The organism is Clostridium sp. CM042 (assembly GCF_055080995.1).
In genome coordinates this window covers 1,891,836-1,914,199 of record NZ_CM143646.1, presented here as the reverse complement: position 1 = coordinate 1,914,199, position 22,364 = coordinate 1,891,836, and the positions used below count along the sequence as shown (strand labels likewise).

Below are 22,364 nucleotides of genomic sequence, written 5' to 3'. Positions count from 1 at the left end.
GCATAAAATTCAGTTGCTATGATGATAATGAGAATACAATCTTACAAAATATTGACATGCAATTAAAAGAAGGATACTATCACTATGTAGTTAGGTTTGACGGGGTTTTTTATTGTTTTGGAGGTGACTATAATGAAAAAAGTATTACAGCTTATAGATGAAAATAAGTTTATTGAAGCAAGACGAGAGCTTGAAAGAAAAAATGTAGTTGATATAGCAGCATTATTTGAAGAGCTGAATAAAGAAAGTGTTGTAAAGGTATTTAGATTACTTCCTAAAGATATAGCGGCGGATGTGTTTGCGTATATGGAACATGAACAAAGGGTTTTTTTAATAGATGCCTTAACGGATAAAGAAGTTTCAAGTATTATTGATGATTTATTTATAGATGATACAGTCGACTTTTTAGAAGAACTTCCAGCCAATGTAGTTGATAGGGTATTAACAAATACAGATGAAAAAAGAAGAAAAATAATAAATCAATTATTAAAGTATCCTGAAAGTTCAGCTGGAAGTATAATGACTGTGGAGTACGTTGATTTAAAAAAAGAAATGACAGTAGAAGAAGCAATAAGTCATATTAAAAAAGTTGGAACAGATAAAGAGACAATAAATACTTGTTATGTTATTGGAAAGAATAGATATTTACAAGGAATTGTATCTATAAGAAAACTTATTTTAAGTGAGTCTACTGTACTTATAAAAGATATTATGAAGACAGCAGTTATTTATGTTAATACAATTGATGATCAAGAAAACATTGCTGGATTATTTAAAAAATACGATTTGTTATCAATTCCGGTAACTGACAATGAGAAAAAATTAGTAGGCATTATAACAATAGATGATATAGTTGATATTATAGATCAAGAAAATACAGAAGATTTTCAAAAAATGGCTGCAATGGCTCCATCAGAGGAGGAATACTTAAAAACCAGCGTGTGGAATCATGCAAAACATAGAATGGTATGGCTTCTCGTATTAATGATATCTGCAACCTTCACAGGTAACATTATAAAAAAATTTGATGATGTTATTCAATCTGTAGTAATTTTGGCGGCATTTATTCCCATGCTTATGGATACTGCTGGTAATGCTGGTTCACAATCATCAACGCTAGTTATTAGAGGATTGGCACTTGGTGAAATAAAATTAAAGGATATACTCAAAGTTATATTTAAAGAGTTTAGGGTAAGTTTTGTTGTTGGAATTGTTCTAGCCTTATTTAACTTTTTGAGAATATTTTATTTTGAAAAAGTAGAATTTTTTATTGCGATTACGGTTTGTATTACTATGTTTATAACTATATTATTAGCAACGGTAATAGGAGGAATCTTGCCTATAGCTGCAAAAAAGCTTAAACTGGATCCTGCTGTAATGGCAAGTCCATTAATAACCACAATAGTGGATGCTGTAGCATTGATGGTGTACTTTACACTTGCTACTTGGTTTTTAGGATTATAACAATAGGAGATAGTGCCACCCACTTGTCATTTTCAATGTGGGTGGCGCTATATTTACAAGGATTGTGCAGAAAGCCCACTCCTTGTGGTGTGGTATGGATAGCATAATGATATAAAAATTAATTTAACAATATGTGTATAAATATATTGTTAACATACACAAAGAGTATCATAATAATATTATGGAAAATAAATATAGAACAACTAAAACGACAGTATCAAAAGAAAAAAAGATATAGTGCTATAGATATCTTTTCTATTCATATATCACTTTACTTACGCTACGAAGTCTACCTTTGATAGGTGTTTCTTGTAATTCCTTAAACACCAACTCACCTTTATTATTTAATATTTCTACAAAAGTAGATATATCAATTATATTGATGATTCCTATATCGTCTTTTGTCATGCCGTTAATACTGCAAAGTGTACCTACAATATCCATTGCTCTCATCTTTGTTTTCTTACCTGCGTTAATATGTAATTTCATAATTTCTTTGCTGAACTCGCTGCCTTTTGCTTCTTTAACTTCAGGTCTTGTATTCATTTTCTGCGTAAATTCTTCTTTGGCATTACTTACGATTTCGGTTGAAGGTCTTTCATTCAAAATAATTTCTTTACCAATATATTGATGTATATCGTTTAAAAATCTACCTTCGTTTCGAGTTACAAAGGTAATTGCATGGCCTATCTTGCCTATGCGTCCAGTTCTTCCTATTCTATGAACATAGCTTTCTTTTTCATAAGGTGTATCATAATTAACTACGAGGCTAATGTTATCTATGTCTATCCCTCTAGCTGCAACATCTGTAGCTACTAGATATCTAAAATAACCTTTTTTAAAATCATTCATTACTCTTAATCTATCAATTTGTTCCATTCCGCCATGTATTTTTTTACATGTATACTCGAGATTTGCCAGCTTATTATAAACTGCATCTACCTTTAGTTTTGTATTACAGAATATTATACAGCTATCAGGGTTTTCTACTATCGTTATATCTCTTAAAAGGTCTATTTTATCCAGTTCATCTACGTTATATCTTTCTTGACATATAGTACTTTCTGCTTTATTTTGGTCCTCTATTTCTATGTATATAGGATCTTTCATGTAGTTGTTACATAGAGTCTCTATGTCTCTCGGCATTGTGGCTGACAATAACATAGTCACGCGTTCTTTTGATAAGCCACCTATTATTGTTTCTATCTGATCTACAAATCCCATATTAAGCATTTCATCAGCTTCATCTATTACAAGATACTTTATATTTGATGTATCAAATGTACCTTTTTCTAAATGATCTATAATGCGGCCAGGTGTGCCAACTACTACATGCGTTTTTTGTTTAAGTTCCTTTTTTTGATCATAGAAAGGAGACTTTCCATAAAGTGCAGATACTTTAAGTCTTTTAAATCTACCTATATTAAAAATATCTTCTTTGACTTGGATAGCAAGTTCTCTTGTTGGTGTAAGTACTAATGCTTGAGGTTTATTTTCTTCCCAATCTACTAATTGGCAAATAGGAATGGCATATGCGGCAGTCTTCCCACTTCCGGTTTGGGACTTTACTACTACATCCTTTTGCGCGAGTACTGCTGGTATAACCTGCTTTTGGACTTCTGTGAAATTCTTGAAATTTAACATGTTAATTGCTTTTAATAAGTCACTGCTTAACTTACAATCGTTGAAATTTGCATTTATCATTTGATCATCTCTTTCCTTATAATTCTATTACTATTATTGTTAGGAATATATATACTAACTTTTTTATTATATCACACCTCTGTATTTCAACGTAAATATTACCAACGTGTCATTCACAAAGAAGCTAACAAAAATGTAAGAGTGTCCTATACGATTCCAACGCCTTTTCTAAATCCAATAACTAAATTGAATAACATATAAACATTGTAAGTATATATTAAAGTAAAGAACTTAAAAGGAGTATAAAATGTGGAGTCGTGAAATTTTGAAAGATAGGGCAAAAGCAGTTTTGAAAGTATCTTATTTGAAAGCATTCTTAGTTAGTTTGATTATAGTTATTGTTGGTGGGGGGGACACTAGCTATAATTGGGATATTATCAGCCATAACTCCCAAGATGGATCTAATTCGGTTTTGGGACAAAATATCGGAATGTTTCCATTTGGGGGTATGGTTTTTAAAGGTATTATTACTGTGATTATATTTGTAGTAGCATTTCGTATATTTCTAGGTTATGCATTTGAAGTTAGTGGAAGACGGTACTTTGTTCAATCTGCACAAAATGATATAAATATGAATTATCTGGGTTATAGTTTTGGTAAAGAAAAATATTTTGATATTATAAAAACAATGCTATGGAGAAGTATTTTAAATTTTTTATGGTTCTTGTTATTTATCATACCTGGAATTGTAAAATCTTATGCTTATAGAATGGTTCCTTATATATTAGCAGATAATCCAAACATTGGATATAACCGTGCGGTAGAATTAAGTAATAAAATGACTGATGGTGAAAAAATGGATATGTGGATATTGGATCTTTCATTTATTGGATGGTATTTATTAGGTAAATTATTATTTCTTGTTGGGGTATTATTTGTAATACCTTATGAAAATGCAACAAAAGCGGAGCTATATTTGGTATTACGTAAAAAAGCACTGGATTGTGGTCTTTGCAGTTATGAGGAGCTTGGCTTAAATCCAACATTATACACTGATATATAAGAAGTTGAAACCGCACTTATAAAAAAATATACTCAATATATTATTAGCTTGCGTATTTTTTTATTGTTCATTGTTATTGTTTTAGGTATATATTTATATACAATGTACCCTGCTATTATTGATAATAGCAGGGTACTAATGTTTTACAATATAAATTCATTGATAAACAGTGAATTTGCATTGTAAAAAAAAAACTAATGTGATAATATTGTTTTAAAGTTCATATAAGTTAAATCATCACCTGCGGTGCTGCACAGCTCCATGGAAGATGCATTAACGACTTCAGAAGGAGATTTATACTCCCGCCGAAGTTTTCTCTTTGTTTGAGTATGGAACTCCCACTTATAGAAGTGGGGGACTTTCCTTCTGAAATGTCGTTAAATCACAATTTTATATCATTTAAAGGTCTGGATATAAATAGCGAACAACATAAAATGTTGATATTAATCACATTGATTTATACTTAATTGTTTATATAAAGTAGCCTTTAATTTTAAAAAAATTACAAGTTATGGAGGGAATTTTATGAAATATTATGGAAAAACTTCTTTATCATCCCTACTAAAGTTAATGCTAGATGGTTTAATTATTATAGGGTTTATTGTGTATTTATTAATACTTAGAAAAGCATTGGTGACTGAGCAGGTAAATTTACTTAACTTTAAAAATATTATCACCTGCATTCTATTCGTTTTAGGTGGTTTTGCATTACTTTGTATAATGTATTATCTTAGATGCATTATGAATTCATTAGTTAAAGCAAACCCTTTTGTATGGAAAAATGTTGAAAGTTTAAAAATTGTTGCTGCCTCATGTTTTATAATTTCTGCTTGTTATGTGCTCAATTTTTTTATTAATAATCAATATTTAAATTTGAAGTTAATAACAATTGATGCTAAAGGGATTCACACAGACATTGAGTTTATAATTTTCTTCTTTGCAGGTTGTTTTACGTTGGTCCTTTCTAAAGTTTTTAAACATGCGATTGAAGTTAAAGAAGAAAATGATTTTACGGTATAGATATTTGCGTTATATAAACAAATTGAGGTGAAATACATGGCAATAATAGTGAATTTAGATGTAATGATGGCCAAAAGAAAAATTTCTTTATCTGAACTGGCAAATAGAGTGGGAATTACAAATTCGAATTTGTCTATATTAAAAACCAATAAGGCAAAGGCAATAAGATTCTCTACACTTGAGGCTATATGCAAGGAGCTTCAGTGTCAGCCAGGAGATATTTTAGAATACAGAGAAGAATAGTAACAAAAAACTTAGTGAAAGTTAGCGAAGGTAACTACTGAAATATACAAATATTTCGGTAGTTTTTTTGTCGTTTAAATATAGTTCATTTAATAACATTTGTAGGCTAACTAAGGCTTTAATAGAAGGCCTTAGTTAGCATTGATGAAGTAAAAATGTATTTGCTCAAAAACCTTAATAATCGTGTCGGAATTGTCTAGTTTAATATAGGTGATAAGATTTTATAAAAATGTATAACAGACTTGAACTTCACCCCAGTGAAAAAGAATGATTTTTTTATAAACATTAATACAAATATAAGAAGTGAGTGCTTTTATTTTTCTTTTAAAATGCTTGTTATTTTGGTAGAATGAAATTAGCGGAGTAACTCCGCAATTGGAGCTAAGGAGGATATTTTTATGACGATTAGAAATATTTTGTTTGATTTGGATGGAACTTTGTTAGATACAAATGAATTAATTATACAATCTTTTCAGCATACTTATAAAATGCACTTGAACAAGCAAGTAGATAAAGAGGATATTATTAAAAATTTTGGAGAAATTTTAAAAATTACATTAGATAGGGAATTTGGTGAGGACAGCGAAGAAGCCATTAAAACTTATCGGAGCTTCCAAACTGGAAACTTCGAAAAGCTGATTACAATCCACAAAGGGGTAAGGGAAGGGGTAATGGAGCTTCATAAACAAGGCTATAAGCTTGGAATCGTTACTTCCCGTTTAAATGATTCGGCCATTAAGGGATTAAAACATTTCGGATTAATGGATTATTTTGAAAGCATTATAGGGGCAGACGATACAGACCAACATAAGCCAGACCCGACCCCAGCACTTATGGCTTTAAAGGAATTGGAAGGAAGGCCAGAGGAGACCATCATTGTGGGGGATAGTCCATTTGATGTTTTATGTGGGAAAAATGCAGAAATTTTATCTGTGGTTGTTGGGTGGAGTGCACTGCCTATGGACATGATCCTTAAGTATGAGCCCGATTATGTTGTAGAGAGCATGGAGGAACTTATGGGATTGGTTGAAAAATTAGTATAATTTAAATAGAAATAGATTAAATATTGAAATTTTGAATGTGAGGAATATGTATGATTGAACCAATAATTCTAGCCATTTTTTTTGCAAAAATAAAGGGATATAAAGTAAGGCCACTTTTTAAGACGTGGGCAATATACCCTGTGTTGGCTTTTGTACTAACGTATGTAATTTTAGAGGCGATGCTGTTTTGTGGTAATTATGCATTTATAAAGTATGCTAGCACTTTTCACTATTTTTATCTTTTAACATTTTTGATTTTGATTATTAAATATAAACTCAATATTAGCGCAATTATAGGGTCAATATTTATTTTTATTGGAAGTCATTTGAATAATGTTGCAATAAAAGCTAATAATGGTAAAATGCCAGTATTTCCAACTTTATCATACTTAACTGGTTATGTAAAACCAGATTCTTTTATGAAGGTTAATGATATACATATTTTGGGAAGTGGAGTAACTAAGTTGAAGTTTTTAACAGATATAATTGATGTGGGTTACAGCGTTATGAGCATTGGAGATGTATGTATAAGAATTTTTGCATTTATTATTATATTTAATACCATAAAAGTCATTAATAAAACAGAGATAATGAAGTCTGAGAGTTGCACGAATAGTATCTGATATTTTATTGAATTATATCCTATTTTGTAATATTAATGATATAATTGTCAATATATATATAAATATTCACAGGGTTGTTAGAGGAGAGGTAAAACATGTTGAGAATAACGTTATCAGAATTTTTTTTTAGAGGTCTGCCGGAAGGGTTTTTAATTATTTTTGCAGTTTATGCATTTTCAAACACTGTTATTAATATAAAAAGATATATAGTATCAAGTATTATTGTTCTTATTGCAATTACTTCAATAAGATTACTACCAATTCAATATGGTGTACATACTATTCTCAATATTATAGTGTTAATTGTATTAACAGTTAATATAAATAAAATTAGCATAATTAAATCCATACAAGCAAGCATCATGGCAATGATTCTGGAATTTATCTGTGAAGGAATTAATATATTTATAATTCAGCATATATTTAAAGTAAATATTGTGTATCTATTAAGTGAACCTTTATTAAAGATATTATATGGTATTCCATCACTGTTGATTTTTGCAACTATAGTATCCATTTATCACTTCAGTTCGGATAGAAGAAAAAAGTTGAGAGAGGTAATAAATGGAGAAGTTATCTAATGATATTGCTAATAAAGTAGCATCAGAATTATCCCTTGATCAGAATAATAAAGAGGTAATTGCCTATGGCACTTTTGCTTTAATGCAGATGCTTCTTTCTATAATTCTTGTATTTTTATTTGGATTATTGTTTCATGTAGCTTTTGAAGCTCTAATAATTTCCTTTACAGCCAGTATTCTTAGGAAATATTCTGGAGGTGTTCATGCAAGTTCACCAGGAAATTGTAATTTTATAGGCACAATTGTATGTGTAGGACAGGCAGTATTAATATCACTTTTAATGAGCTCAGTAGGTAATATAAAATTAATTATAATACTTGGAATAGTGATTTTTATATGGTCATATTACATAATTTACAAATTATCCCCAGTGGACAGCACTTCAAAGCCTATAGTAAAAGAAGAAAAAAGAAAGCGGATGAAAAAAGGATCTATAATACTTTTAAGTGCATATTTAATCATAACAGTATTTTTTGTCCTGTTGTATATAAATAGTGGCGAAAGAAAGTCTCTTTTTTATGCCCTATGCTTATATTCAGGCATATTATGGCAAACTTTTACACTTACATCGTTAGGACACTTATTAGTAGGTAAAGTAGATACTTTTTTAAATCATAAAATTAAGAAAAGGAGGTAAAAATAGTATGAAAAATTTAAACAAACATCTATTCACTTTAATTGCAGTATTAACTACATTTGTGGCAGTTTCTGTAGCTTCTTCAGCATGCTGGTGGTTTTCTTATCAGCCTGAAGAACCAAAGTGCCTAAGAGAAAAATAATGAAAAATGAGGTCAGATTTACTGATCTCATTATTTTATTATAATGAATTTGATGAGGTAGTGATAATGTGAGTAATTTAAAAGATGATAAACAGACGAAAATAAGGGAAATAGTTTCAATAGTAAAGTTGTCTTCATTATTATTTTCAGGAATAGTATTTCTAAGATACATATTTAATGGTAATGACATAGCAAAAACCACACCAAATACTAGTTATAGTTTTGTTTCATTTTTCGTATTAATATTAATATTATTGTCCATATACTTTATATGGTCATTTTCAACTGTTAAAAAAATAAATTTGAAGTATATTAATATTGTACAATTGTTGGAAAAGCTTATATTTATTTTGTTTTTTATTATTGTTATACTTTATTCAGGTAAAAATTCAAGTGATTATAAATTTTTATTTTTATTTATTATAATAACCTCAACGCTGCAAAAAGGTATGAAACAAGGCATGATAGTGGCCTGCATTTCTTCAATTTTTATATTAGCATTAGATCTTATTATGGGTACGCCTAATGCACAGGTTAATCAGTACTTTGAAAATGATTTAATTTTAGCTGGAGTTTTTATTCTTACTGCATGGCCATTGGGATTTTATGTAAAAATTGAAAGCGGACATATAAGAAAGCTGGAGGGGTTGGCAAATGAAGATGGACTCACGGGGCTTTATAATCATAGGTATTTTTATGATGCCTTAGGGAAAATAATGAAAATCTGTGAAAAAGAAAATAAACCTGTTGCAATGATGTTTATGGATATAGATTATTTTAAGCACTACAATGATATTTATGGACATCAAAAAGGTGATGAAGTACTTAAGAGCATAGGATTAATTTTAAAGAACAGGTTTAGAAAAAATGATATAGTGGCAAGATATGGTGGAGAAGAATTTGCAATAATTCTTCCAAATACTTCTGAGGTGGATGCTATTAAGGTGGCAGAAGAATTAAGAAGTAAGATAGAAAAAACTTATTTTCATGGCGAAGAAAATCAGCCAAATGGTAAATTGACAGTTTCAATAGGCATATCAATTTATCCTGATAAAGCTAAAAATGCTATTGAACTTTTTAAAAGTGCGGATGATGCACTTTATAGGGCCAAGTTTTTTGAAAAAAATAAAGTGGAAACTTATACTTCTATATTAGATGAATTAAAAATTGATATAGAAGATGAACATATAGATATTATTACATCAATAAAAACTCTGATAAGCGTCATCAATGCTAAGGATAAATATACATATGGTCATGTTGAAAGGGTAGTTATTTATAGTAGATTATTGGCAGATAAACTTGAACTTAATGAGAAAAATAAAAAAAAGTTAATATATGGTGCTTATATGCATGACATTGGAAAAATAAATATTCCAAAAGAAATACTAAATAAGAATATGCCATTAACTTCAGAAGAATGGGAAATAATGAAACAACATTCATTAAATGGAGTAGAGATTATAAAATCTGTTGAATCACTTAAGGAAATTATTCCTCTAATATTATATCATCATGAAAGATATGATGGCAAAGGATACCCTGATAATTTAAAAGGGGATAATATACCTTACATTGTGAGGATGTTAACAGTAGTGGACTGCTTTGATGCCATGACTTCTAGCAGACCTTACAATAAAAGAAAAACTTATAAAGAAGCTATAGATGAGCTTAGGAGATGTAGTGGTAGTCAGTTTGATAAAGACATTGCTGATTCCTTTATTCAGGCTATTATGGAAAGTGAAAATGAACTTGGTAATAGAAATTCCTTGAAAATATAAAAAGCATTGATATTATAAAGAAACTATAAGATAATATATTGGTAACGAATGAAATGAAGAAGGAGTTTTATTTTATGAATGAATTACTTAAAGAAATTGAGTATAATAATGGGAAATTCCCAGAGGCACAATTAAAGGAAATAATAAACCACAAAGAAGAGTTCATACCTGAATTACTTCAGATATTAAAAAATGCCAAAGAAAATTATGAAGAGATTTTAGAAAAACCTAATTATTTTGCACATATATATGCAACTTTCTTGTTAGCACAGTTTAAAGAAAATCGAAGTTTTAAGTTGATTATAGATTTAATTAGTTTACAAAATGAAATTTCAGACGATATTTTTGGCGATTTTCTTACAGAGGATTTACACAAAATTTTAGCATCAGTTTGTGGTGGAGACACGCAGCCAATAAAAAGATTAGTGGAAGATAGCAGTGTTAATGAATATGTTAGAAGTGCTGCTATTAAATCCTTTATTGTACTTTTGGGCGAAGGTTCTATATCTCAAAGTGAAGTTATTGAATATTATAAAAGTTTATTTGAAGAAAAACTTGAACGTGAATTTTCACAAGTTTGGAATGAACTTATATATGATTCTTGTGAAGCGGGCCCTAATGAATTATATGAATACATAAAGAAAGCTTATAAAGATGGATTGGTAGATGAGGAGTGTATATCCTTAGAAGAAGTGGATGGAGCTATTAAAATCCATGATAAAGAAAAATTTCCGAAGTTAAAAGATGAGGGGTACTCATTTCTTAAGGATACGATAGAAGAGTTAGGTTGCTGGAGATGCTTTCCTAGAGATAGTATTGAGTCTAAGTCACAATATATGCTAGGAATTAACAAGATGAATAAAAATAAAAGTAAAAATAAAAATAAAAAAAAGCAGGTAAAAGCTACTAAAAAGAAGCAAAGAAAAAAATAGAAGATAGCAAAGCATCCTAATTTTACAAATTTGGCATGCTTTGTTTATTTTAATATGATACGTTAAATTGAATTTATTTATGAATCAATTTTGCAAATATAGCTAGCATTCCCGATGTAATAAGAGGCCCTACAGGAACTCCTCCTAAAAAGGCTGCAGCCGCAACTGCTCCTAGTATCATGGCAGGCATAATATCGCTATGGCCTTGAACAGTAAGATAGTTCAAGCCTTGTCCGCTTAAATATGTTGTTAAAAATGAAAGAACTAAAGCTGTTACGCCGATCCAGGATGTGAATACGCTTTTTATATTTTCTACTGTAATGCGGCCATTTGCAATAGGTATCATTATGGCAGCTATAAGAAATATAAGTCCAAATGTCATTCCACTTTTTTCTATAGATGGATACACATATTTGTCTAAACCTAAGAGTTTTAGCATAAGTAAAATACATGTAGCAATAGCAACTGAATTGGCTCTCCCCAATATGGAAGCAGCAAGAATTAACAATAAAATAATACTAGAACTCAAAACAAATCATCTCCTAAAATTTATTTATTAATATATTAAAATAAATTATTAACTTAAAATATACTATTCATAATGTACAATCTTGACTCTATAGTGATTTAGGGGACAATAGTAAAATAGCCCATTTGATTTTTTAAAAAACTGTTATTTTTTGGTGAAATGAAAAGTATCATAGTAACTCCGCTGTTGGAGCTGAGTATAGGGGATATATGAAAGAAACAAAAATGTTCATACCGTTTATTGTGTAGTAATGGCAGAGAATAAAGTTTATTATTTCTTTTATATTAAATGCCAAGAATTTCATAGTATGACAACAAGGCAAAAAGGCCAAAATAATAACAATGATTTTTTAAAAAAAAGGAGGTATTTTATGCCGCACAATAACAATATATCTTATACTGAAGACAGTGGTAAAATCCAAAAAGCTGAGGAACTAGAGGTTTTAAATAATATAGCAGAAAATCATAGTATAAAAGATCTACTTCTTAAAAAACGCTCGGATATTGAGTCATTAGAAAATGTAAGTAATGTGAGAAGAAAACAAGATGAGAGCGAAGATAACAGTGATGGAAGTTATAAAATTTCAAATTTTTTATAAGGTACATTAAAAACAGGCAAAATCCTAAGGAATTTGCCTATCTTATTTTCTATTATATAATTAATTCTCTTCAATATAGCTTATGATATTGTCAGGCTTTTTTAGTGCTAATAAATCCACACCTTTTTCATACTTTTTAATATCGCCTGTTGTATAAATCTCAAATGAACCGTTAGTCTTATCATTATTAATAATATTATTTTCTAGTAAATATTGCTTTAACTCAGAACATTGCTGTAAAGCAGGATTTATAAAGTTTATATTGGGATAACATTCCTTAAATATATTCATTATTAGTGGGTAATGAGTGCATCCTAAAATAATAGCATCAACATTTTCTTTAGTAATAATAGACGTGATATGATTTTTTACTATGCACTTTACATCCTCAGATTTATAATCATAACTATCAATAATTTCTGCTAGTTCTGCACTTCCCTCTGATATAATTTTTATTTTGCTATTCACTTTTAATAGAGCTTTATTATAACAATGAGTATTTACTGTAAAACATGTAGCTATTAAACCAACAGCATCTTTGTCTGTACTTTTGCTTATAGTATCAATAACAGGATTAATAATACCAATTATCTTAATGTCATAATCCATACTAAATAGTTCTATTATACTGGATATTGTATTACAAGCAATTGCTATTACCTTTACGTCTTTACTAATTAGAAAATCAATCATACGTTTTGTTAAACTCGTAATCTCGCCTACTGTTTTGTTCCCGTAGGGTACATTTTTATTATCTCCAAAGTATATTATATTCTCATAAGGCAGGAGAAGTTGAAGTTCTTTAACAACTGATAAACCTCCTATTCCTGAGTCAATAACTCCGATAGACCTATTATTATTATTATTATTAACCACGATATCACCTCTTAAAATTAAATTTGTCTTTTAGGAAAAAGCTTAGAAATACCTCTCATATTTGATTTAATTGGTTTTTCTTATTTATATATATGTAAGGTATCTATGTACCATTAATGAACATGTTAAACTAAAGTAAATATAACATAAAATTTATTTAATGTAAAGAATTACATTGTGATTTATAGGACTAAGACAGAGATACATTATGGCTGGTAATATCGTATTTTGAGGACTATAGAGGTGCATTTTTTACAATAAAATCAAACAATTGATTTATAGGTGAAAGTATTAGTTGATTATAGGTAGCTAATATTGGTATAATTGTATAAAACAAGGCTAGTGATTGCACTAACCTCTAAAATTAGGGAGGTAAATTATGAATAATACAAAAAAACTTGGCTTATGGACTTTGGTAATGTTAATTTTTGTTCCGACTTTTGGATTTGGGAATATTGCTTCAAATGCAGTGGCACTCGGACCGGCAGCTATTCCGTCATGGCTTATAGTTGCCTTATTATTCTTCCTACCTTTATCAGTAATGATAGCAGAGTTAGCGTCCTCTAATAAAGACAAAGAGGGAGGGTTATACACCTGGATAGAATGCTCAATTGGTCCAAGATGGGCGTTTATAGGTACTTGGTCATACTTTGTTGCTAATTTATTCTATTTGCAAATGGTTTTTGCAAGAATACCAGTGATGGTATCATGGACTCTTTTTGGTGAAAACAGATTCAACGATGCCAATGCATATTTGTTACCTTGGATAGGATTGGGACTAGCAGTACTATTAACCTATATAGCTACAACTGGAGTTAAAAGATTCTCGAAAATTAGTGATTTAGGTGGGAAATTAACTTTAGCAGTTACAGTTATATTTATATTATTTGCAGTTGTTGGAGTATTAGTTGGCAAACAACCATCAGCTACAACCTTCACAAAAGCAACAGTTATACCCAAGTTTGATGCTGATTATTTTTCAACTTTCTCATGGCTGATTCTTGCTGTTGCAGGGGCTGAGGTGGCAGGAACTTATATTAAAGATGTTGAAAATCCTAAAAAAGTTTTCCCAAGGGCAGTTATTATAGCAACTACATTTATAGCTGGAGCGTATGTACTAGGATCACTTGCAATATGCTTAGTTGCATCACCTGAATTAATAACCAAAGCTGGTGTTAAGGATGCAGGTTATGTTGTTTATAAGATATTAGCAGAAACCTGGGGCTTAAATGGTAAAATATTTGTCCAAATATATGCTTTTATTTTAACCGTATCGTCTATAGCCGCATTTGTGGTTTGGTTAGAATCTCCAATCAGGGCTATGTTCTCAGAGGTTCCGAGTGGCACCTTTCCTAAATTTTTAACTAAGAAACGTGAAGATGGAACACTAGTTAATGCACTTTGGGTTCAATGTGGAATCCTATCAGTATTAATAATAGTACCACTAATAGGATTGAATTCAATAGATGCTTTTTTTAACACATTAACTAATTTATCAGGTTTATGCCTTGCAATACCTTATATTGTTCTTTCAGCCGCATATTTAACATTTAGGCTTAAAGGTAATGTACCTCCATTTGTAATGTTAAAATCAAAAACAGCTGTAGTTATATCTTCAACTGTTGTTTTCGTATTAGGTGTATTAGCATTCTTTGGCGCTGGCTGGGGAGATATTGCAGGAGCTACAAGTTTCAAAGAAGCAATAGTTCCAATGTTAAAGAATTATGGTGGGCCAGTAGGATTTATAATTTTTGGATTTTTTATAACATATTTAACAAAAATATTTGCTAAGAGTGATATTAAAGATAACTTGCCAATGAAATAAATAATTATAATAGGACGTTTGTTTAAACGGACATCCTATTTTTTAAGGATTATATACAAGAGTTACAAAGAACGAGGTATAGCAGAGTTTGCTATACCTCGTTCTGATTGAAACTAAATTGATTAATTATACTAAGATAGCAGAGCAATCGGCAGATCTCTAAAATTCCATGAAAAGTTTTAAATTATAATAATTTGGTGCTAAAACTTTATATGATAATATTGTAAAAGCAAAAGGATAAAGCTAAAAAATTAGTTTTATCCTTTTGTTTTATTATATATAAATGCAGTGAAAAACTATTACAAAATAATTACAATATTATTACTTATAATATTTTATAGATGCATTATGTTATAATTATAACTAATAATATGTAAAGCAGATTGTAGTAGAATATTGCTTTCATTGTAAGAGGTGAAATTATGAAAAAAAAAGTGCTTCTAATAGAAGATGAGGAATCTATTAGAGGATTTATTAAAATTAATTTTCAAAGAAATAACTTTTTAGTAATTGAAGCTGTATCTGGAGAAGAAGGTTTAGTTAAAGTACATCAGGAGAGCCCGGATTTAATAATTTTAGATATAACACTTCCTGGTATTGACGGGTTTAAAACCTGTGAATTGTTAAGAGATGATTTTCCGAATTTGGGTATTATCATGCTTACTGCTAGAGGACAAGATATGGATAAAATCATGGGCCTAGAGTATGGTGCTGATGATTACATGGTAAAACCATTTAATCCTTTAGAACTTATTGCCAGAGCAAATTCTTTACTTAGACGAATGAGTCATAGTGAAGATAAAAATCCTGAGCAATTAATCTCTGGGTGCTTCATCATAGATACTGTTTCAATGAAGGTATATAAAAATCACCAACTTCTAGATTTAACTCCTAAAGAATACTTGATTTTGAAGGCTTTCATGGAAAATGAGGAAAAAGCTTTTAGTAGAGATGATTTATTAAACTTAGTATGGAATTATGAATACTTTGGAGACTCTAAAATTGTAGATGTTAATATACGACGTCTTAGAGAAAAAATTGAAGATACTCCTTCTAAGCCAGAATATATAGAAACAGTATGGGGTGTTGGATATAGATGGAAAAAGAGGTGATTTTTTGAGAGGTATAAAAGCCAGACTTGTTTGGAGTTATCTATTAGTGATTTTTTTTACGGTAATCACCTTAGAAGTTTTTCTTACCGTTTCTATAGAAAAATATTACTACAAAGACATGGAGTCTTTGCTTTCAAAACAAATCAAGGGATCTGTTGATTTTTATAATAATTATTTTTCTTCATCTAGTTTAAAGGAAAATGTGGAGAATAATGCTGATATTTTTTGGAAAAACACCTCTGCTGAGGTCCAAATTATTGATAACTCAGGAATGATGTTAATGGATTCCATTGGTAATTTTAATGAGAAACCTATTGAAGACGATGATGTAAAAAAAGCATTGCTAGGTGGACTTGGAACTTTTACTAAGAAAGATAAGTCTACAAAAGAAAATTTTATGTACGTTTCCTACCCCTTAAAATCCTCTAATAAAATAGAGGGTGTACTGCGTTTTGTTACTTCCTTATCTGAGGTAGATGCACTGATTCGTAAAATAATATTTCTTTTCTTAGGAGTTGGAGCTCTGGTAATTGTGATTTCTGGTGTTTCTAGTATATTTATATCTAATACTATTGTGGAACCCTTAGAGGAAGTAAAGAACCTAGCTAAGAAATTTGCGTCTGGAAACTTCAAGGAAAGACTAGAAAAAAGAAGAAATGATGAAATTGGAGAACTATCCGATACATTTAATTTTATGGCAGAAGAAATTGAAAAAAATCATAATTTAAAAAATGAATTTATTGCATCGGTTTCTCATGAACTTAGAACTCCATTGACATCCATAAAAGGGTGGGCTGCAACTATTAGTTCTGGTAGTTTAGAAGATAAGGAAGAAATTCTAGTTGGACTTAACATCATAGAAAAGGAAAGTGATAAACTTACAGGAATGGTGGAAGAATTGTTGGATTTTTCTAAATTTATATCTGGAAAAGTACCACTTACAAAAGAATATATAAATATTCAAAGCGTTATAGCCTATATAGAAAAACAATTTATGCCCAAGTCAATACGTCACAATATTAATTTTACTGTTAAAATACAAGAGGATTTATCTCCAGTTTTTGCAGATGAAAAAAGGGTGAATCAAGTTATTATTAACGTTTTAGATAACGCCTTTAATTTTACAAAAGGAGGGGGCAATGTAACACTCGAAGCATGCATTGTCGGTAATAATATTTGCATTATTATAAAGGACAACGGAATAGGAATTTCACCAACGGATTTGCCTAAAGTCACAGAAAAATTTTTCAAAGGCAGAACAAGTATGTCACAAAATGGAATAGGACTTTCTCTCTGTAAAGAAATTGTAGAAATGCACAATGGTAAACTTGAGATAATAAGTGAATACGGCATGGGTACAGATGTTAGAATATCATTACCGTTGGCATAATAAATAATAAAATTTAGATATATAAGAGGTGACTCCCAGTGAAAAAAGCGTTATGTTTATTTTTTATTTTATTTTCTATTATAGTTTTTATATGGAGTCAATATGTAGGATTAACTTTAAACTCTCAAGTATTACATAAAAAACTCACTGTGTCTCCTATAGAAGGAACCTGGACAGTAGAAAAATATGTTTCTATTGGTGGAGCTACAATAGATGATAAAAAGGCAAAACAATTAATTGGAAAGAGTGCTTATTTCAGTGAAGATACAGTTGACTTTAATGGTGACATCTCTAAGAATCCTAAATATAAAGTTAAGTCTGTGAATACTAAAAATTATTTTTGGAATACTGTAAAAATAAGTGCTAAAAGTTTAGGAATACAAAGTGATGATGTGAAAATTATAACAATTAGCTCCAATAATATTTTTTTTGATGAATACATAAAGTTGGATGAGGTAACTTTAATAAAAAATTATGAGGGCAATTTGTTATATTTTCATAAGGCAAAAGATTCTAGTGCCACGCCTTCATATGATAGAAATAAAGAAGATAACACAAAAATTTTAATCAGCAAGGCAGAAAAAGAAATAAGATCTAAGTCAGGATTATTACTTGGGCTAAGGTATGAAAACCCTAAAGCGGAAGCTGGGCTTAGCAAATATTTGTATAAAACCTTAATGATTAGTTCGGTAAATGATAAAATTCTACCCATTATGGAAACTAAAGATTTGCTACTTCCAAGGCAAGATGGATTTTGGAAGGTAGGGATAAGTAAGAAAATAGAAAATGGAGATGCTAAGGATGTACTTTGGTCGTATCCAATTAATCCGACTAAACCGATAAATACAAATTCAAAACAAATAAAGTATACCAAAACAGAAGGTAGTATGGCTATTAAATTTGTAGGTAGCAATTATGTTTCAATTGATACTTTAGAGGATGTAAATAATAATGATTCAGAAAATAAATACCCTAATAATCAGCTTAAAATACTTCCAATGGATAATCTATTGGGAGTATCCATAAAACTTACAAGCATACTGGGAAGGGAAATAGAAAAGTCTACTTTGGCAGGGACACTTTTAAACGCACCTAAAAACATTAAAGATGAAAATCTAAAAAAAGTGGATACTAATTGGGGTGTAATAAGAAGGAGTGGACGATGGATTCTAAGGGGAAGAATGGAAACGAAAATAAATAGTAAGAATTCATTTATAGATTTTGATATTCCTTATGCTACACCTAAATCTTTAACTACCTATGATAATTTATTTCCTTCTTTTAACGTAATAAAAACAAAGGTTCCTAGTGCAGTGGATGCTTATTCCTCTCCTAATAGAGACTTTGTTGTTGTTCTAACCAATACAGAATTAATGGTTTTTACTATAAAAGGATATGAGCTGGGAGAAAATTCATTAACTTTGAAGTTTAAATCAGGAGAACTGCCAGTAATGGCCCATTGGGCTACGGGTAGTTATGTGGATGATTGGCAAAAAAAAGTAAAATAAGTGCTAACGCGACTAGTCGCGTTAGCACTTATTTTATTGTTTTAAATTCATATCCTTGGCCCTTTAAATATTCTATAATTTGAGGTAATGCATTAGCAGTTCCTATTTTACCATAAGTATCATGCATCAATATAATTACTTTTTCTTTTGTTCCAACCTCTTCCTTTAATATACTAAGGAACTCTTCAGGACTTTTATTGCGCTTACCTTCCGCATCTTTAATTTGAGCATTCCAATCTATACTAACCATGTTTTTTTCCTTTAATCGTGTATCAAACTCTGGTAAAGTTGGATCTTTATAATATGTCCTGGACATATATCCTCCTGGCACTCTTAAAATATTTGTATTAAAATCCTGGCCAAGAATATTTTTTAAAGCGTCCTCGGTTTTTTTCACATCATTCATGAAAACAGGTATATTAATTTTGTTGTTAGGAAACAACACATTCAGGCTATGAGAATAAGTGTGATTGCCTATTGCATGTCCTTCATTAAATTCACGTTTTACAAGTTCTTTACTTTTTTCATTCTCTTCTATATTTTGTCCGATCAAAAAAAATGTTGCTTTAACGTCATACTCTTTTAGAATATCTAGTATTTTGGGGGTTACAGTGGTAGATGGACCATCATCAAAGGTAAGAAATGCTATCTTCTTACCATCATTTTTTTCTTTGTAATTTACTATGGAATTTACCTTTGTAGCATCATAAATGTACTTTTGTCCTTCTTTATTTACGGTATAATTTTTTGTTGGTTTATTACTGGTTTTATTATTTTGCTGTAATGCAGCATTATTCGTAGTAACTGGTATAGTTACTGGTTCAGCTTTAGCTTCTTCTTTAAGAAAACTTTTACCTATTATGAGTGCACCTATTAAAATTAAAAAAATGCAGCCAGATAATAAATTTATTCTTAGAGTTCTTTTATTAGGTATCTTTTTTTTGTCAATATTTAACACTTATTTAACACTTCCTTAACATCTTATTTGTAAATAATAAACGCTGGTGATCGTTACAATTAAATACAACTTGTATATATTTTGTAATATGATCATATTCTATGTAAAATGTTGTCGTATCTATACATTTATAATACTACTTATTCTAATTTAAGAGATTACAGAATTATTACGATTTCATTACATATTACATTTAAATTTTGATTGCTAAGCATTTAGAAAAATTAGGCTTAAACGAAATTTCGATAGAAATGTGGTAAAATAAAGTAATAACAAAGTGAAAGATATAATAAAAAATAATAAATATGATGTAGTTATATTATAAGAGCTTACTATAGCATTATATTTTAAATTAATAGATATAGAATGTATATTGAAATTAATAAAAAATAAATCAGAAAGTTAAACACTGTTACAATAAAGGGGTTTTGTCAAGGGAAGGTATTGATTGTTAAATGGAAGTAATTATTAATATGGGGACAAGGCTGTGAAAGGTTTTAAACTTTATTAATGAGTAAAGAGTTTAAATTAACAGGTGACTGGTAACATTGCGGGTACTGAAGGGGCCCACTTGCTGATTTCTTAACATAGTGATATTATTTTAACATAAGGGACATTAAAGTAAATAACAAGTCAGTATGCGAGTCTATTTTGTATAATACTTCGTCGGCAGAATCCGATGTTAGTATAACTAGCAACGGAACCTGTCTTCTTGTCTGATACAAAATATCCTTCACATCTTTGACTTGTTATTTATTTTTATGCCCCTAACTAAAACTAATTATTAGGAACGATATACATATTCTCAATAATATGCATTGAATATCTTTTATTCATCTTTATAAATGTTTAAAATTTGAAATTTAACATTTACAGCTTTACATTATAAAAATAGGAGAAGTGATAAATTTGAAAGAATTTGATAATGATATACAACTTATAAAATACGAGGTAATAACAGAGGTAGTTAAACTTGCTATTAAAGGAACTCTAAAAAAAGAAGGTAAAAATCTATTTAAGGTTCTTGTTCCAGGCCCTAAAGCAAGAACACGTTGTTGTATTCATAAAGAGAGAGCAATTATTGGGGAAAGAATAAAACTTGTAATGGGTGGATGTAAAAAAAATAAAAATGTTATTGAAGTAATAAATATTGCCTGTGATGAATGTCCTATACAACGATTTACGGTTACTGAAGCTTGTAGAGGTTGTTTAACACATAAATGTATTCAAGTATGTCCTGTGGGTGCAATTCACTCTATAAATCGTAGATCTTACATTGATACAAATAAATGTATTGAATGTGGCAAATGTAAAGCTGCTTGTCCGTACAACGCAATTTCTGATGTTATGAGACCGTGTCGTAGAGCTTGTAGTGCAGGTGCATTAAGTATTGATGAAGATAAGAAAGCAGTAATTGATAATGCAAAATGTATACAATGTGGTGCTTGTGTTTATCAATGTCCTTTCGGTGCAATTATGGATAAATCATCAGTAGTAGATATTACTAATGTATTAATAAAATCAAAAGAAGATAAAAATATGCATGTATATGCTGTCGTTGCACCTGCAATAGCTAGCCAATTTACCGATGTTAATATTGGACAAGTACTTTCAGGTATAAAAAAAATGGGCTTTCATGATGTTGTAGAAGCAGCCATTGGTGCAGATATGGTAGTGCAAAATGAAACAAAAGAATTTATAGAAACTATCGAGGAACTCAAAACTATGACAAGCTCTTGTTGCCCAGCTTTTGTTTCTTATATTAAGAAAAATTACCCAGAGCTCGGTAAGCATGTGTCAAGCACAGTTTCTCCGATGATAGCAATTTCTAAGCTTATTAAAAATACAGATCCTTTAGCAAAAGTTGTATTTATTGGACCTTGTACAGCTAAAAAAATGGAAATAAAGCAAGCAGATATAAAAGGCATTACTGATTATGTAATGACGTTTGAAGAACTTCAGGCAATGCTTGATGCGTTTGAAATAGATCTTCAAGAGTGTGAAGAACTTCCCTTAAATAATGCTTCTTATTATGGAAGGATTTTTGCTAAATCGGGTGGTCTTACCGAAGCAGTAAAACACTTAGTTGATGCTGGAAATGTTGCAGTTGATTTTAAACCTATAAGTTGTGATGGTCTTATTGAATGTGATAAAGCCTTGAAATTATTGAAATTTAATAGATCAAACGGTAATTTCATAGAAGGAATGGCTTGCTCTGGTGGATGCATTGGTGGCGCAGCATCCCTCAAACACGGTCCAAGAGATAAAAATGAAGTAAATAAGTATGGAAAATTAGCGTTAGAAAAAGATGCTAGTGATTCACTCAAAGTAATAATGGTAGATGAAATTGACATGCACCGTGGTAAAAACTTCATGTCTAAATAATATTTAATTT

At 30.0% G+C, this 22,364-nt stretch carries 21 protein-coding genes; 17 read left to right on the top strand and 4 right to left on the bottom strand.

Annotated elements, in window-relative coordinates; translation table 11 throughout:
- Positions 1-132: 132 nt before the first annotated feature.
- Positions 133-1,464, top strand: a complete 1,332-nt coding sequence (gene mgtE / locus ACWJJ7_RS09010; protein WP_462964901.1) for a magnesium transporter — start codon at positions 133-135, stop codon at positions 1,462-1,464.
- Between the two features lie 255 nt (positions 1,465-1,719).
- On the opposite strand, the gene ACWJJ7_RS09005 is transcribed toward mgtE, so the two are convergent.
- Positions 1,720-3,168, bottom strand: coding sequence for a DEAD/DEAH box helicase (locus ACWJJ7_RS09005; RefSeq protein ID WP_462964900.1), 1,449 nt, complete (start codon positions 3,166-3,168; stop codon positions 1,720-1,722).
- A gap of 247 nt (positions 3,169-3,415) precedes the next feature.
- Between ACWJJ7_RS09005 and ACWJJ7_RS09000 the strand changes: the two genes are divergently transcribed.
- The 10 genes from ACWJJ7_RS09000 (at position 3,416) to ACWJJ7_RS08955 (ending at position 11,173) form a co-directional block, all read left to right on the top strand.
- Positions 3,416-4,171: a DUF975 family protein gene (locus tag ACWJJ7_RS09000; RefSeq protein WP_462964899.1), complete on the top strand. Its 756-nt coding sequence runs from the start codon at positions 3,416-3,418 to the stop codon at positions 4,169-4,171.
- Positions 4,172-4,696: 525 nt separating this feature from the next.
- A complete protein-coding gene (locus ACWJJ7_RS08995) occupies positions 4,697-5,191 on the top strand; it encodes a DUF2975 domain-containing protein (protein ID WP_462964898.1) in 495 nt (164 codons plus the stop codon).
- 36 nt (positions 5,192-5,227) lie between these two features.
- Positions 5,228-5,434 carry a helix-turn-helix domain-containing protein gene (locus ACWJJ7_RS08990; RefSeq protein WP_462964897.1) on the top strand — a complete coding sequence of 69 codons (207 nt, stop codon included), beginning with the start codon at positions 5,228-5,230 and terminating at the stop codon, positions 5,432-5,434.
- Between the two features lie 398 nt (positions 5,435-5,832).
- A complete protein-coding gene (gene ppaX, locus ACWJJ7_RS08985; protein ID WP_462964896.1) occupies positions 5,833-6,477 on the top strand; it encodes a pyrophosphatase PpaX in 645 nt (214 codons plus the stop codon).
- A gap of 50 nt (positions 6,478-6,527) precedes the next feature.
- Positions 6,528-7,100 carry a DUF5317 family protein gene (locus ACWJJ7_RS08980; RefSeq protein ID WP_462964895.1) on the top strand — a complete coding sequence of 191 codons (573 nt, stop codon included), beginning with the start codon at positions 6,528-6,530 and terminating at the stop codon, positions 7,098-7,100.
- A gap of 95 nt (positions 7,101-7,195) precedes the next feature.
- Complete coding sequence (locus ACWJJ7_RS08975) at positions 7,196-7,681, top strand: hypothetical protein (RefSeq protein ID WP_462964894.1); 486 nt, start codon at positions 7,196-7,198, stop codon at positions 7,679-7,681.
- A complete protein-coding gene (locus ACWJJ7_RS08970; protein WP_462964893.1) occupies positions 7,665-8,318 on the top strand; it encodes an accessory gene regulator ArgB-like protein in 654 nt (217 codons plus the stop codon). Before ACWJJ7_RS08975 ends, ACWJJ7_RS08970 begins: the two co-directional genes overlap by 17 nt.
- A gap of 7 nt (positions 8,319-8,325) precedes the next feature.
- Entirely contained in the window at positions 8,326-8,460 is a 135-nt protein-coding gene (locus ACWJJ7_RS08965; RefSeq protein WP_462964892.1) for a cyclic lactone autoinducer peptide, read from the top strand.
- 68 nt (positions 8,461-8,528) lie between these two features.
- Positions 8,529-10,241, top strand: coding sequence for a bifunctional diguanylate cyclase/phosphohydrolase (locus ACWJJ7_RS08960; protein WP_462964891.1), 1,713 nt, complete (start codon positions 8,529-8,531; stop codon positions 10,239-10,241).
- Positions 10,242-10,315: 74 nt separating this feature from the next.
- A complete protein-coding gene (locus ACWJJ7_RS08955; protein ID WP_462964890.1) occupies positions 10,316-11,173 on the top strand; it encodes a DUF1186 domain-containing protein in 858 nt (285 codons plus the stop codon).
- Positions 11,174-11,246: 73 nt separating this feature from the next.
- Here the strand turns inward: ACWJJ7_RS08955 and ACWJJ7_RS08950 are convergent, their stop codons facing one another.
- Entirely contained in the window at positions 11,247-11,702 is a 456-nt protein-coding gene (locus ACWJJ7_RS08950) for a DUF441 domain-containing protein (RefSeq protein ID WP_462964889.1), read from the bottom strand.
- 370 nt (positions 11,703-12,072) lie between these two features.
- Here ACWJJ7_RS08950 and ACWJJ7_RS08945 point away from each other — a divergent pair, with 370 nt between their 5' ends.
- Entirely contained in the window at positions 12,073-12,300 is a 228-nt protein-coding gene (locus ACWJJ7_RS08945; RefSeq protein WP_462964888.1) for a hypothetical protein, read from the top strand.
- Positions 12,301-12,360: 60 nt separating this feature from the next.
- Here ACWJJ7_RS08945 and murI read toward each other — a convergent pair whose 3' ends face one another.
- The gene (gene murI / locus ACWJJ7_RS08940) at positions 12,361-13,176 is read right to left on the bottom strand and encodes a glutamate racemase (RefSeq protein ID WP_462964887.1); all 816 of its coding nucleotides are present in this window, start codon (positions 13,174-13,176) and stop codon (positions 12,361-12,363) included.
- A 379-nt stretch (positions 13,177-13,555) separates the two neighbouring features.
- Here murI and ACWJJ7_RS08935 point away from each other — a divergent pair, with 379 nt between their 5' ends.
- From ACWJJ7_RS08935 to ACWJJ7_RS08920, 4 genes are all read left to right on the top strand, one after another.
- Positions 13,556-15,001 carry an amino acid permease gene (locus tag ACWJJ7_RS08935; protein ID WP_462964886.1) on the top strand — a complete coding sequence of 482 codons (1,446 nt, stop codon included), beginning with the start codon at positions 13,556-13,558 and terminating at the stop codon, positions 14,999-15,001.
- A 422-nt stretch (positions 15,002-15,423) separates the two neighbouring features.
- On the top strand, positions 15,424-16,113 hold the full coding sequence (locus tag ACWJJ7_RS08930) for a response regulator transcription factor (RefSeq protein WP_462964885.1): 690 nt from the start codon (positions 15,424-15,426) through the stop codon (positions 16,111-16,113).
- Positions 16,114-16,117: 4 nt separating this feature from the next.
- Positions 16,118-17,503 (top strand): HAMP domain-containing sensor histidine kinase, encoded by a 1,386-nt coding sequence (locus ACWJJ7_RS08925; RefSeq protein WP_462964884.1) that lies wholly within the window; start codon positions 16,118-16,120, stop codon positions 17,501-17,503.
- A gap of 38 nt (positions 17,504-17,541) precedes the next feature.
- The gene (locus ACWJJ7_RS08920) at positions 17,542-19,011 is read left to right on the top strand and encodes a hypothetical protein (protein ID WP_462964883.1); all 1,470 of its coding nucleotides are present in this window, start codon (positions 17,542-17,544) and stop codon (positions 19,009-19,011) included.
- Positions 19,012-19,039: 28 nt separating this feature from the next.
- Here the strand turns inward: ACWJJ7_RS08920 and ACWJJ7_RS08915 are convergent, their stop codons facing one another.
- Positions 19,040-19,969: a polysaccharide deacetylase family protein gene (locus ACWJJ7_RS08915; protein ID WP_462964882.1), complete on the bottom strand. Its 930-nt coding sequence runs from the start codon at positions 19,967-19,969 to the stop codon at positions 19,040-19,042.
- 909 nt (positions 19,970-20,878) lie between these two features.
- Here ACWJJ7_RS08915 and ACWJJ7_RS08910 point away from each other — a divergent pair.
- Complete coding sequence (locus tag ACWJJ7_RS08910; protein ID WP_462964881.1) at positions 20,879-22,354, top strand: 4Fe-4S dicluster domain-containing protein; 1,476 nt, start codon at positions 20,879-20,881, stop codon at positions 22,352-22,354.
- The last annotated feature ends 10 nt before the right edge of the window (positions 22,355-22,364 follow it).

Coding starts and splice junctions, on each gene's coding strand:
- ACWJJ7_RS08955 (WP_462964890.1), top strand. CDS start 10,316: ATGAATGAATTACTTAAAGAAATTGAGTATAATAATGGGAAATTCCCA.
- ACWJJ7_RS08945 (WP_462964888.1), top strand. CDS start 12,073: ATGCCGCACAATAACAATATATCTTATACTGAAGACAGTGGTAAAATC.
- mgtE (WP_462964901.1), top strand. CDS start 133: ATGAAAAAAGTATTACAGCTTATAGATGAAAATAAGTTTATTGAAGCA.
- ACWJJ7_RS08990 (WP_462964897.1), top strand. CDS start 5,228: ATGGCAATAATAGTGAATTTAGATGTAATGATGGCCAAAAGAAAAATT.
- ACWJJ7_RS08935 (WP_462964886.1), top strand. CDS start 13,556: ATGAATAATACAAAAAAACTTGGCTTATGGACTTTGGTAATGTTAATT.
- ACWJJ7_RS09005 (WP_462964900.1), bottom strand. CDS start 3,168: ATGATAAATGCAAATTTCAACGATTGTAAGTTAAGCAGTGACTTATTA.
- ACWJJ7_RS08995 (WP_462964898.1), top strand. CDS start 4,697: ATGAAATATTATGGAAAAACTTCTTTATCATCCCTACTAAAGTTAATG.
- ppaX (WP_462964896.1), top strand. CDS start 5,833: ATGACGATTAGAAATATTTTGTTTGATTTGGATGGAACTTTGTTAGAT.
- ACWJJ7_RS08975 (WP_462964894.1), top strand. CDS start 7,196: ATGTTGAGAATAACGTTATCAGAATTTTTTTTTAGAGGTCTGCCGGAA.
- ACWJJ7_RS08965 (WP_462964892.1), top strand. CDS start 8,326: ATGAAAAATTTAAACAAACATCTATTCACTTTAATTGCAGTATTAACT.
- ACWJJ7_RS09000 (WP_462964899.1), top strand. CDS start 3,416: ATGTGGAGTCGTGAAATTTTGAAAGATAGGGCAAAAGCAGTTTTGAAA.
- ACWJJ7_RS08930 (WP_462964885.1), top strand. CDS start 15,424: ATGAAAAAAAAAGTGCTTCTAATAGAAGATGAGGAATCTATTAGAGGA.
- ACWJJ7_RS08980 (WP_462964895.1), top strand. CDS start 6,528: ATGATTGAACCAATAATTCTAGCCATTTTTTTTGCAAAAATAAAGGGA.
- ACWJJ7_RS08970 (WP_462964893.1), top strand. CDS start 7,665: ATGGAGAAGTTATCTAATGATATTGCTAATAAAGTAGCATCAGAATTA.